The sequence below is a fragment of the Colwellia sp. 12G3 genome (genome assembly GCF_002836775.1).
In the GTDB taxonomy this organism is placed as follows: Bacteria; Pseudomonadota; Gammaproteobacteria; order Enterobacterales; family Alteromonadaceae; genus Colwellia.
In genome coordinates, this window is the sequence record NZ_PJAQ01000032.1 from 95,726 (window position 1) to 108,741 (window position 13,016).

Below are 13,016 nucleotides of genomic sequence, written 5' to 3' on the forward strand. Positions count from 1 at the left end.
GCTGAAGCCTGCATCTTGAAGTAACATGGGGATATACCTTACCCAACATTAGTTTCGCTGGCCTTTGGTGCTAAACTTGGCCTGCACCTTCTGCATATGTTCGCGAAAACTTTTATCAAACTTACTCTCACCACAGGCGAAAGAGGCTGTGGTGGCTGGAACCGGACTGCCTAACATTTGTTCACGATGAATGGTACATGTACCGTTATCATTTTTGGTAATTGAGCCGACATGGGAAGTGCTGGTATTAAGCTTTTTCTGTTGTTCTACTGTTAGCGGCACTATGGCCTTTGGCACAGGAAAGGGATCACCATCCATTACCGAGGCCGAGCGTTTTTGTGTTAACTCGGAAAAAGCTTGCTCACGTTGTTGGTTACCTAGTTTTTGCCTTAAGCGTGATAGACGGTCATAGCTAGAAAAACTGCCTCGGCTTGCTCCTGCCACTTTATTTTTAGTCGTCACTGTGTTGCTTTTTACGGCATTAGTAACCTGCGTAGACAGTGTTTTTGTGACTGTTTTACTTGGCAATGTATTTGGTGGTTTATTTTTTGGTATTGCGGTAGTTACTTTTGATGGTGCTGTATTCACTAGCTTTTGAGGGGCGGTTTGCTTTGGCTCAATCTTTTGTAGCGGCGGATTTTCTTCGGTACTTTTTTTAGCTATGCTTTTTTTATTGACAACTTTCTTGGGTGCCGAATATAAAAAGCTTTTAATTGAGGTGTTCTTGGCTTTATCTTGCTTGATAATTTTAGGTGGTTTTATAGCGCTGTAGGTTAATGCAAATAAAACTAATAAATGCAGTAGCACAGAGATAACAATGGCAGTGTAAGGTCCTTTTAACACAGTGTATTCAGTTCTTTTAGCTTCAATAGGTAAAGTGATAGACCAAAAAAAACACCACAGGTTCAATACGTAGTGGTGTTTCTCAGCTAGCTAACATAGCAAAGCGCTTAGCGGGCTATACTCTGTAGCACTTCAATATCGACTAAGTTAATCACAGTGGCTTTTATTTCAGCCATGCTTTCACTGGTAACAAGCAAACCATCATCATTCATATCAATATAGCCTTGCTCCCGAATAGTGGCTATTAAGGTAGCTTGCGCTCGTTTGTCGATAAATTCAGGGGCATTAATGTTGTTTAATACTGATAAGCGCTTAGCAATGTCGACAACTTTGGTTTCTAAGTCACGCTTACTTATAGGCGCTAAACGACTTATTAACGAGGTAACAATTGCCAGACGTTGTAAGCTTTCATCAATACACTCCGCCATAGCGTGTACTTGGCTGAGTAGTTCACCATCATCAGTGAGTGACCAAAAGCCAGCTTTACTTTGTTTAGCAATATTCATATTTTCTAGTACGTTAAGAATCTGTAAGGTTTGCTGTTCAACTTGTTTAGTCTCTTGATATAGATATAAGTCTTCTTTGAGTAAGGCAGTTAGCTTATGAACTTTGGTTACTAATTCGTCCTGATTTATTTTGCTGTGCTTATCAAGTAAGCGACAAACCATAGCGGGTACCACATAGGTGTGCAAAATATTATTGCGATAATAGCGCATCTCTAAATTAGCGGTCTCAGAGAGGGAAACTAGGCTGCCAAAGCTATCTTCTGTGATAGTTACCTTATTAAGAGATATGACATGTGTTAGTAGCTCTGCACCTGTTTCTTCAGGAATAGTGAGTTGTTCACTAAAGGGGGCTTGGCGTTGTAAATTTAAGAAAAAATCGAGCTGTTTTTCTAACTCACGTTTAGATAAGGCTTTGTTCTTACTCGCTTGCAAAATCAAGGCTGTTAAAGCAACACCGTTTAACGCAGCGCTTTTATTAATGTTCTCCATTACTTGTCCCGCAAGCACATTTACCGTAGGTGTTAACCACGTCGGTTTTTGTGGATCAATGGGGTCAATAGCGTCTTTCCAATCAGGTACTTGTTTATTTAAAAATTCGTTAATGTTCATCGGCTCACCAAAATTCACATAACCATTACCATAGTTACGTAAACTCTTAATGGCTTTTAGTACGCCAAACATTGATTCGCTTTTTTTCTCACTACCACTTAATTCTTTATGGTAGGTGCCTACTTCCATAACGTGCTCATACCCAATGTAAACAGGAACTAAGGTCAGTGGTCTATCAATACCGCGTAATAAACTTTGAATAGTCATTGCTAGCATGCCCGTTTTCGGCGCTAATACTCTACCTGTACGACTTCGACCACCTTCGGTGTAGTACTTAACGGCATAACCACGTTCAAATAAAAGCCCTAAATATTCACGGAAAATGGTGGAGTATAATCGATTACCGCCAAAACTACGTCGAATGAAAAAGGCGCCGCCTTTTCTAAAAACAGTGCCTGCAGGCCAGAAGTTTAAGTTTATACCCGCAGCAATGCGTGGCATGACTAAGCCTTCTTGTAAAATCACATAAGAAAGTAGTAGGTAATCCATATGGCTACGATGACATGGAACATAAATTATCTCATGGCCATCTTGCGCTAACTTACGCAACACTTTGGCGTTACTGACGTTAATAGCGCTGTATAAGCGTTTCCATAACCAGTGCAAAATAATTTCGCCAAAACGTACCCACGAAACACTGTAATCACCAGCAATTTCATTCATGATGATTAACGCTTGTTTTTTTATTTCAGCTTCTGATACTTTTTTACTTTTTGCTTCGTCGCTGATCATGCGCTTCACTGACGGGTTGGCAAATAAAGCGGTAAACATCTGTTTGCGGTGCATTAACCTGGGACCTTTAGCCGCAATGGTTTGACGATGAAAGTGAAAGCGAGCTACCCGTAAAAACTTATGAGCGGCGACTTCATCACTACCATGATTGTCAGTGATATTACGGAACGAAAAAGCTTCACTAAAACGCACTAAGGTATCGCGCCCTAAAAACAGTACGATAAAGAGTTTTCGTAACCAGTTCGGAGATTCTTGATCCGCTATCAAGGTACCAATATTGAGATTTTTACGTTCCTTAGTTGGCGTGCGGCCCCAAATTAAATTGGCTGGAATTAATTTTGCATCGAGATCTTCATCATGGGCATGTTGATTTAAGAGCGCTATACCCTGAGCCATGGCCGTCGTTTTACTGGCTTTTCGCCATGAAAAAAGTGGTGTTGGTTTTGCTAAACAGAGAGTGCGATTAAAGCGCTTACCGTTAATAGTTACTTGCCCAAGAGGATCGGGAAGATTTTGTTTTTTACACGCACTTTGTAAGGCGAGTAAGTCGGAAGCAGACTGATGACGAACAATGTAAAAAATTGGCTTGTTAGGCTGTTCGGTAATACTTTGGCTATCTGCGATGATGTTACAGCGAACCAGTAACTTTAGTGGAAGTTTTAATAATAAGTAGAAAAAAGAACGTAAGGCCAACATGTTGTATCGCTCGGATTAGTCATTAACAGCTATAAAAGGTGAATTTTAGCATCATTAGTTAAAATTGTCTTGGTTTGTGGGTAAACTGTAGCACACTAAAGTTATTGCCTTTGATAATAAATAAATACCTTTGATTTCAGGAGTTCACATTGAAAAAAATAGCCGTTTTTGTTGATGTACAAAACATTTATTACACCACCAGAGATGCTTTTGCTAAGCAATTTAACTACCGTTTATTATGGCAAGAATTGATGGCTCAAGGTGATATTACTATTGCCAATGCCTATGCTATTCAGCGCAGCGATGACCAACAACATAAATTTCAAAAAGCACTTAAACATATTGGTTTTGACGTCAAGCTAAAACCCTATATTCAACGTCGTGATGGTTCTGCCAAAGGTGATTGGGATGTGGGTATTACGATTGATATTATGGAAGCGGCAGCTGAGGTAGATACCGTTATCTTACTTTCAGGTGATGGCGACTTTGATTTGTTGCTCCGAAAAATACGTGAGAAATATGGGGTGAGTACCGAAGTTTATAGTGTTGAAAGTTTAACGGCAAAGTCCTTAGTGGATGCGGCAGATGTTCACCATAAGATAGAGCAAAGTCTATTGTTATAATATAAATGAACACTCTGTTTTATCAGATAAAATCGCCGTTATTAGCCGTTATTAGCCGTTATTAGCCGTTTTTTGCTTTATGCTTTTTAACTAAATATGCGGTGAGTAAAAGCGCAATAATAAATAATATTCCGCTGGCAATTAGTTCGTTTTTTTCCCCTAAACGTATACCGCTTCCGGCAAGTGAAAAGATGATCATTTGTGGGATAAAACCAACGAAAGAGCCGCTAACATAAGCGGGCATGGATACCTTACTAACCCCCGCAATAATATTAGTTATAAAATTACTGCCTAGCGGTAATATTCGTATAATAATAGCTTTTAAGAACGTTCGTTCGCCAAGAAATATTGATAATTTCTTCAGCTGACTTGGGTATTTACGGGTGATGCTATCGCTTAACAGATAACGCGCGACACTAAAGGTAATTAAGCAACCGAGTGTTGCTGCCAATGTGGCTACAATCACGCCGATGAAAGCACCCAAGTTAATACCCGCAACTAAAGCAGCAATTTGTCTGGGTAAGCCAATACTGGTTGCCAACGATAAAAAAACAAACAACAACAGTGTATTAAAAGCCAGTGAGCTAGTTTCTTGCTGCCAATTAAGTTGCTCAACTAAACCGATTGTCCATTCACTTAAACTAAAACCAGCTTCGTTTTCTGCCAGTGTGGAGGCAAGTGTTGAAGGCAGCGTGGGACTATGTATCAGCCATTGATATGTCCCAATAAAGATAATCATTATCATAATGAGGCTAGCCAGTATCTTGATGGTACGTGCGCGGGAAGTATATAGGATAAAATTGGAAAGCATGGTTATACCAAATGAATTAATGACTCCGCTTTATTTTAACGGTTGGATAATACCAATGACACTAAGTAATAGTTCACTTTCAAAGAGTCTAAATATCCAATAACGTCGTTGCTTTCAATCGCCATAGACAGCTATTGTTCAATCGAGCGTATTGCCTTGATATTTTTTCTCTACACAGCACAAGATCACACACTTAATTAAAATGGTATAACTTGGCTTTTGCCTGCTCAAATTCATCAGCAGTTAAAAAACCTTCTTGGTGTAGTTTAACCAATTTTTCTAATGCGTTCACCAAATCTGTTTCTATTTTGGCTGATTCTAATGTCGGGCCATCGCCATTTTCCTCAGAGATAGAATCTTCCATTATTTTTTTAGACTCTACAGCGGCTATTTGGGAGTAAGGGTGGGTTGCGGGTCGAATAATGGCTGCTTGGTTATGCAGTGGCGTATTATCATGGGTTGTGTGTTCTGCTAGGGCATTATTTTTGGCAGTGATGGTAGGTCTTAAAGTGCGCTTTCCCGTTTGCTCCTTATTGATGTGTTTGGCAATAACCCAGCACCAATCAATAGCATTATCGATCACTTCAAAATAACTATTTTTAGTTATTCTATCGCTGCCTTTACGCATGTATAAACAAATAATGTACTTGTTTTTTTCACTCGTATTGATTATCAGGCTTATGCGCCTAACTTTGCCATCAACCATTTTAGCAATTTGTTCATTATGAAATATCTCACGTAACGCTTGCTCTTGTTGGTCATTAAAGCCATGTGCAAGTGTGCTGTTAATTGTCGCAATAACTAAATCACCCAGTAAAAGTTGACATTGCTTAATCTCATCCAGCGCTATCATAGTTTCGGCGTCATGCTGGTGACGTCTAAATAAGTTTAGTGCGAGTTTGTCCTCTGTTAATGCTAGGTTAGAGAATTCCCTGCGTACCAGCGACTTAGCTGACTTTTGTTGGATAATCACTTGGTAATAGATATAAGAACCAAATAAACCAATGACAATAACAAAAAAAGCAGTGACAGCACTTAAGCCATTTTGATCACTTTTTTGTGAACCATAAATAATATCTTGTTGAAATAAATGATATATAGCACCGCTATCTTCATTGAAAAACAATAGTTCTCCACGATTATCTTGATAGAAGGTTAAGCTATTTGCTTGTAACTCGGGTTGCTGTAATTGCCATTCTATTATTGGAGAAGAAAGTGCCCTTTGTTGTTGAGTAGTGGCGTCTGTCGATTCAGATACTTTCTCACGAGATAATGATTTAAGTTGCCAATGTTGTTTATTGTTCGATAACAATAACAATTTGTTGCGCAAGGCAGGGGCATTTTGGCCTCGATAGACTAATAAACTATTGGCTGGCAGCTCATTTTGATTTTGATATAAAAACGCTTTAGGTGGTTGTTGTCGCCAGTCTTCACCACCATCACTATAGGAGAGCCAATGCCTTAGCGTGTCGTTGAAACTGTACTGGTGTGATATCAATAATCTAGAGGAATGTTTATCAGGCCAAATAAACTGCTTTATTTGGCCTGCGCCGAATAAATAAAGAGTCTTATCAATTTTGTCCTTAGCGTAATGAGGATTGCTATGTGGCACGCTATAATTTTCAGTGGTATTTTGTTTTGGATGAATACGTAATATTGCACCGGAATAAAGCGGATATTGCTTTAGCGTTGGGCTCTGAGACAGTGAAATATACAGTTGTGAAAAGTCCTCATGCCATGATTTACTGTAAGGATTAAAGTTTAATTGCCTAATGCCACTTTCTACGGTGGGAATGGCTATCCTTATAACTTCACGTCGCCTTGATTCATCGACTTGCTTGGCTCCATTCAGTTGCCATTCGGTTACCACCGCATCAAATGAAAGTGGCGTCGATACAGCGGATTCGGCTAAGCGTTTCTCTATTCTACTCTTAAGTTTTTTTTCAACATGAGCCGTATAGAAAGTGCCAAACCCTGTTTGATCACGTAAGGAATAATTAGGGTGTAAAGTGAAAGCACTTAGCTGCAATATGTTATTTTTAGATGAAAAATTCTGCAAATCTAATAATAAAGAGGTGTTATCAGGGCTGTCTTGTTCCAGCTGATAAATTTTGCCGCGTCTATTCGCCAAGTAATAATATTGACTGTTTCCTGGTTGCTCTAACAGTAACAGCCACTGATCTTTTTCGTTGTTTAATTGCGGGGCTTGCGCTACTTTTTGCAATAAATATTGATTTTCTTTACTGGCACTACTGGCACTACTGGTGATCAGCAGACATAGGAAAACCATAAAACAGAGCGTTTTTTTTACGGTAAGCATTATGTAGAGTCATCCATAGTTCAGTCTTTTGCTAACGAATCTTTTACAATATACTTTTATGTGTTTTTAAATAAATGCACATTTTTTACTTCAATAAATTGCTCTTTGCTCGCGCCACTGACGTAACTTAATTTTCCTTCTAACATCAGCTCATCCCCTATATCGCCATGTTCTGCTAGATGTTGTGCCTGTTTTCCCCAAACGTGAATGGCACGTTCTACTGAAATTGTCTGCCATATTTGCTTATCAGTATTATAAATGTGCTGGTTAATAACAATATTTGCTTGGGTAATATGCTTATTGTGTTCGGTTAACATCAGTTTTGGTTTTGAGATTAATTGAGCACTACAGTGAATTTGGTTAATTGCTTGAGTATAGCCCTTATTGAACTTTTGGACGAAATTGGCGTGTACAATACCGATGAGATTTGTATTATTATCCGTCGAATTGGGCTTGATATTACTTAAATAACCATGCAATAAAATAATGTCACCCTTGTTGGCGTGAAGTAATGCCTTTTCTACTAACTCGCCTTCCACCTTTACATGATGGTAACTGGTCCATTCTTTGTACTTATTGGTGCTTTTATCTAACCACTTACTCGAGGTTGCTAAAACAATTTCAGTTACAGCGGTAGCAGGGTTAGCACGATAACGAATATCTGGCGTTGCCACTAAATTGCCCAATAAAGTCACGGCACAAAGCTGCGGACTTGGTGTTTCTATATGTTTATTAACGGCATCTGATAATGACAAAAGTTTTTCCTGTGAGTGTACAGTAAACCAATTACTCAGTTACTTACTCTCTCTTGGTGTAATTTAGGACAAGTGATCACATTTTAGTATGAATGCAGTGCTGTTGTTAATAGTTTGTCAGGAATAAATGCCTAGAAATGTATTAAAAGTATTTTTAGCCGCAATTAACTAGCCATTTGAGTGGTTAGTGAAAGACAAAGAAGGCCATGGCTTTTATAATGAGGATAATATTTTAGAGTCAAATCAAAAAATCTTGTCTTTCTTGGGCAAGCATATAGGAAGCTAATGAGCCCAACTATTGTCAGCGAAAACTTAAGTAACATTGCTCTTGGTTACGTAGATAGTGTCGATAGCGAATACGCTAAACGACTTGCCAAAAAATGGCAGTTTAACTACATAGGGCATGTTGCTGCTGCCAGTAAACAGCCAAAACTTGAATTTATGTTGCAAATGCATCACCACGCACTTGAGCTTTGTAAATTAGATGAGCCTAAACTGGGCGCTATTAAAGTAGACTTCGTTGAAGGTGCAGTCGCACATCGTCGTAAATTTGGTGGCGGCCGTGGTCAAGATATCGCCAAAGCGGTTGGTTTAAAACATGGTTTTACACCACATGTTTTAGACGCTACCGCAGGACTTGGCAGAGATGCATTCGTATTAGCAGGGCTTGGTTGTAAGCTTACCTTATTGGAACGTATGCCTGTTGTAGCTGCATTGTTAGATGACGGTATTGAGCGCGCGAAACTACATCATGAAGTTGCCGAAATTGCTAATAACATGCAGTTAATTCACGGCTCATCACTAGAAGAAGTAGACTTAGCTATTGCTCCAGATGTGGTGTACTTAGATCCTATGTATCCGCACCGTGAAAAGTCGGCAGCAGTAAAAAAAGAAATGCGAATTTTCCAATCGCTTGTTGGTGAAGATCTGGATGCAGATGATTTACTTGCACCAGCCTTAGCCTTAGCAAAGTATCGCGTTGTGGTAAAAAGACCAAGCTATGCGCCGCCACTAGCCAATAAAAAACCGTCGATGAGCATCAATATGAAAAAAAATCGCTTTGATGTTTATGTTAAACAAGCCATTCCCAAGCCTACGGCTTAGTACTGCCATTACGTACCCTACAAAATACGTCACATTTATGTAACCGTATTGTCATATTGATGAGTGACTATTGCCTTTATTTACCTTAAAGGCATTCATTTATGCGCGTTTCTAGTTTCTCTCGCTTGTCTGTGACGGCAATCAGTATTTTTGCCGTAATTTTTATGGTCACCATGTATCACGTAGGTGAATCGTTAAGTAAAAGTAGGACACAATATAAGGGCTATCAAACGCTTATTTCCTTAACAACCGTTAAGTTTAATCGCACTATTGTTGAGTACCTACAAACAGGTGATGCCGCTTTATTAAACAAGGCACAAAAACAACTTACAGCTATTGTAAAGCAAACTCATAGCTTAAATATCGATAAACTCTCTAAACAAATCGACTCACAAGCCAAGGCTCTAGGTAATAATATAGAGACTAAATTTCGCGCCATGGGTAAACTCAGTGGTGATCCTTTAGTACTCTTGCGTAATGGCGAACACGAAATGATCGCGCTTAATAATGATTTATCCCACTATGTACAAAAGACTCAAGTCCTGTCGGTAAAGCAACAGTTTGACTATCTTATTACAATGCAGACTATGGGGAAATTACTTGCCGATTTAGTCAGTGCCAGAGAAGCTGTTTTTACCCAGCCACAGCCAAATATTCAATCAATAAAGCCGCTTTTAAAAGAGTTAAAAACCCTAGGTCGTTTCTTATCAGTACAAAAAGCTTTAGCTATTTATGAAGAAAGCGAAAACGACTTAGTTGATGACAGTGAAGGCTTGCTCGGCGATAGCGAAGAAAAAGAGGACTTAAGCCTCGATGCTATTAACGAATTACAGTCTTTATTCAATCGCTACCAACGAGAATTAGAAAATACTTTAGCCCAGCAGCAGCAGCGACAAATTGGCTTCGCGTTATTAGCTAAACAAGTGGGCAATATTGAAAAAGCCATCATGCAAGGTGAAACAGATATTTCACAACAGCAAGAGCAAATAAATGAACAGCTTTATATTATTGTCATAGGATTACTTATCTTTTTAGTGGTCTTTCTATTAACCAATTACTGGTTGCAGCGAAGTGTTATTCTCAAGCCACTACGTAATTTACGTGATAGCTTTGTGCAATTAATGGAGCAGGGCAAAGTAGACAATATTACCAATATTAATAACAAAACGGAGTTTGGTGAAATCTCCACTAGCTTTAATCACATGGTCAATAAATTAGCGCAAGATGATAAAGAGAAAGCTCAGCAACTTGATTTAGTGGCCAAAGCATTAACGACGATGGAGAGCCAAGTCAAAAGCATTTACCAGTCTTCGCATACCACCAGTGAACATGTACAAGGGGCGAGAAAAATTCTGGAAGCCTTGGGTGAGGCAACCGAAACAGTCAACACCCTTTCAGAGCAAGTGGTTAACAATGCTCAAGCGACCAAACAAGCGATGGAGATTAGTCAGGAGCATGTGTCACAAGTGCTAGCGGCTAGTGAATCGACCAACTTGGCAGCTAAGGAAAGTAAAAGTGCGATCACCTCGCTATTTCTCTCGGTAGAGTCAGTTACCTCTATTGTCGATGTGATCAGCGCCATTGCCGACCAAACTAACTTATTGGCATTGAACGCTGCTATTGAGGCGGCAAGGGCAGGTGAGCATGGTCGAGGATTTTCGGTTGTTGCCGATGAAGTACGTCAACTTGCAGGTAAAACACAAGAATCGCTCAAACAAATTTCAGCGCGCTTAAACCAATTACAAGGGGCCAGTAATTCGATTGAAAGCATTATCAATGACATTGAAAAAGCATCTTATAATCAACGCATTATTGCTGATGAATTGCAAGAAACTGCGTTAGCCGTAACAGGGCAAGCGCAAGTTTCTGCAACGGTTGCTCAAGACACGCTTGAGCAAATTACCCTGCAACGCACGCACTTTATTGCCTTTGAACAAGCGATGGCTAATGTAGACAAAGAAGTGAGTGACTCGCAGCAATTATCCAATGTAATTTCAGTCGATGTAAGTAATCAGGTCAACGATATCGGACTGACACTTAAAAAAGCGTCTTAATAAGTTTAAGTTTGTTAAGCTAGGTATATACCCATTCCACTTGAAGATGCTCGTTTCAGGAAGTATGATTTGCTCAGCCTTCCCCAAAGGACTGGTTTATAAACGCTTTATGCTGCGTTATTGATTTCGACAATAGAATAACTATTCTCTTCAATCAATGCCTTGCCTAAAGGCGTTTCTAATTCCAGCTGAATCATGCATCTTCAAGTGGAGCGAGTATAGTTAACTTCCACTAGTGTAAGTTGTTTAACTATTTACGCGATTTTTTCACAAACTCATAAAGGTGTTTTCATGATCCAACAAAACCAACTAATGCCAGTAGGCGAACTACAAGAATTGAAAAACGGCGAAATGGTCACGCATAATACCGCAGAACTTTTTGCGGCTAAAAAGGTCGTATTATTTGCTGTTCCGGGCGCTTTTACACCAACGTGTTCTGCGGCACACTTACCAGGGTACGTAGTTTCGGCTGACGAATTAAAAGCCAAAGGCGTTGATGCAATAATTTGTGTATCAGTTAACGATGCTTTTGTAATGAATGCGTGGGGCGAGTCACAAAATGCTGAAAATATTATGATGCTTGCCGATGGCGATGGTAGCTATACCAAAGCATTAGGCTTAAGCATGGACACCGCTAGTTTTGGTGGTGTACGCTCTCAGCGTTACGCTATGATTATTGATAATGGCGAGGTTATTAGCTTGCATGTAGAGCAGCCTAAGTCATTTGAAGTCAGTAAAGCTGAAGTTATTCTGGAACAGCTTTAATAGCCAGTTGTTATAAGTATGAGTGACAACGGTGGGCGTTAGCGTACTAAAAACAGGCAGTACAATAGCCACTAAAAGCAATGAATATAAGAACACGAATAAGAATGATAAACCTTATTAACCAATTGGTTAATAAGGTTTTTTTATGTATTCAAAGTTAAAGTGATACAATTAATTGCTTGAATCAATACAGATAAAAAGGCAGAATTCACCCAATTAAAATCTTTAAGGCAACATCATGTTAAAAGCTGAAATGGTAACCAAGTTAAATCAACAACTTAACCTCGAGTTTTATTCTTCCAACTTGTACTTACAAATGAGCGCATGGTGTGAAGAAAAAGGTTTTGCTGGCGCAGCAGAGTTTTTACGTAAACATGCTAATGAAGAAATTCAGCACATGAATCGCTTATTTACTTACGTAAGTGAAACCGGTGCATTGCCTATTATTGGTGCCATTGATGCGCCGCCACATGAATTTGAATCGTTAGGTAAGTTATTTGAAATGACTTACGAACATGAATGTTTAATCACTGAGCGAATTAACTCACTTGCTCATGAAGCTTTTACGAATCAAGACTATTCTACCTTTAACTTTTTACAATGGTATGTTGCCGAGCAGCACGAGGAAGAGACTTTGTTCAAAGGTATTTTAGATAAAATCAACTTAGTTGGGAATGACGGTCATGCGTTGTTCTTCGTTGATAAGGATTTAGCGGAACTAGCCAAAGTTGGTAGCACCAGCATAATGACAGAAGCTGGCGCATAACAATCCTGTTCCATTATACCGTCTAACTAAATGTTCCCCTCAAAAGTGTTTTAGAGTTTTGAAGGGAACATTTTTAGTGTATTTGCAAAGATGTTAAATCATTAAGGCTTTAAGAATATATACCCCTGGGCCTTAACTGTTTTAATAACAGGGCACGAAGAAATCACCCATAACTTCTTTCTTAAATTAGTCATGTGACTATTAATGCTTTTATCACAGCAGCCAAGTTTACGCTGAAAAATATGCTGAGCAATAACCTCTCTTGAAACCAATGAACCTGCATCAACCATAAGTAAAGCAAGTAAATTAAATTCAAGCCCGGTAGTGGTAACAGGCTCCCCTAAAAAAAATACAGTGCGATTTAAAAAATTTAACTCAACGTGGGCAATAAAAATTTTGTCTAGGGTTAAGTGTTTCTCTGTAGTTAACATG

Annotated in this window: 11 protein-coding genes; 5 read left to right on the plus strand and 6 right to left on the minus strand. The window is 39.1% G+C overall.

All coding sequences use genetic code 11. The features are described from left to right. Nucleotides 1-48: 48 nt before the first annotated feature. Complete coding sequence (locus CXF71_RS09295) at nt 49-843, minus strand: hypothetical protein (RefSeq protein ID WP_101232679.1); 795 nt, start codon at nt 841-843, stop codon at nt 49-51. Between the two features lie 107 nt (nt 844-950). Next, nucleotides 951-3,386, minus strand: coding sequence for a glycerol-3-phosphate 1-O-acyltransferase PlsB (plsB, locus tag CXF71_RS09300; protein ID WP_101232680.1), 2,436 nt, complete (start codon nt 3,384-3,386; stop codon nt 951-953). A 149-nt stretch (nt 3,387-3,535) separates the two neighbouring features. Between plsB and CXF71_RS09305 the strand changes: the two genes are divergently transcribed. Next, nucleotides 3,536-4,009, plus strand: a complete 474-nt coding sequence (locus CXF71_RS09305) for an NYN domain-containing protein (protein ID WP_101232681.1) — start codon at nt 3,536-3,538, stop codon at nt 4,007-4,009. A 61-nt stretch (nt 4,010-4,070) separates the two neighbouring features. Here CXF71_RS09305 and CXF71_RS09310 read toward each other — a convergent pair whose 3' ends face one another. The 3 genes from CXF71_RS09310 to CXF71_RS09320 all read right to left on the minus strand — a co-directional run bounded on the left by CXF71_RS09310 (nt 4,071) and on the right by CXF71_RS09320 (nt 7,895). Further along, entirely contained in the window at nt 4,071-4,820 is a 750-nt protein-coding gene (locus CXF71_RS09310) for a TVP38/TMEM64 family protein (RefSeq protein WP_101232682.1), read from the minus strand. Between the two features lie 193 nt (nt 4,821-5,013). Continuing rightward, on the minus strand, nt 5,014-7,140 hold the full coding sequence (locus CXF71_RS09315; RefSeq protein ID WP_101232683.1) for an SHOCT domain-containing protein: 2,127 nt from the start codon (nt 7,138-7,140) through the stop codon (nt 5,014-5,016). 56 nt (nt 7,141-7,196) lie between these two features. Next, on the minus strand, nt 7,197-7,895 hold the full coding sequence (locus CXF71_RS09320) for a single-stranded DNA-binding protein (protein WP_101232684.1): 699 nt from the start codon (nt 7,893-7,895) through the stop codon (nt 7,197-7,199). A gap of 285 nt (nt 7,896-8,180) precedes the next feature. On the opposite strand from CXF71_RS09320, the gene CXF71_RS09325 reads away from it, so the two are divergent. The 4 genes from CXF71_RS09325 to ftnA all read left to right on the plus strand — a co-directional run bounded on the left by CXF71_RS09325 (nt 8,181) and on the right by ftnA (nt 12,584). Continuing rightward, nucleotides 8,181-8,999, plus strand: a complete 819-nt coding sequence (locus tag CXF71_RS09325) for a class I SAM-dependent methyltransferase (RefSeq protein ID WP_101232685.1) — start codon at nt 8,181-8,183, stop codon at nt 8,997-8,999. A 101-nt stretch (nt 9,000-9,100) separates the two neighbouring features. Next, nucleotides 9,101-11,053 (plus strand): methyl-accepting chemotaxis protein, encoded by a 1,953-nt coding sequence (locus tag CXF71_RS09330; protein ID WP_101232686.1) that lies wholly within the window; start codon nt 9,101-9,103, stop codon nt 11,051-11,053. A 291-nt stretch (nt 11,054-11,344) separates the two neighbouring features. Then, on the plus strand, nt 11,345-11,818 hold the full coding sequence (locus CXF71_RS09335) for a peroxiredoxin (protein WP_101232687.1): 474 nt from the start codon (nt 11,345-11,347) through the stop codon (nt 11,816-11,818). A gap of 238 nt (nt 11,819-12,056) precedes the next feature. After that, nucleotides 12,057-12,584: a non-heme ferritin gene (gene ftnA, locus CXF71_RS09340; protein WP_101232688.1), complete on the plus strand. Its 528-nt coding sequence runs from the start codon at nt 12,057-12,059 to the stop codon at nt 12,582-12,584. A gap of 101 nt (nt 12,585-12,685) precedes the next feature. On the opposite strand, the gene CXF71_RS09345 is transcribed toward ftnA, so the two are convergent. Next, a complete protein-coding gene (locus CXF71_RS09345; protein WP_101232689.1) occupies nt 12,686-13,015 on the minus strand; it encodes a winged helix-turn-helix domain-containing protein in 330 nt (109 codons plus the stop codon). Nucleotide 13,016 lies beyond the last annotated feature (1 nt).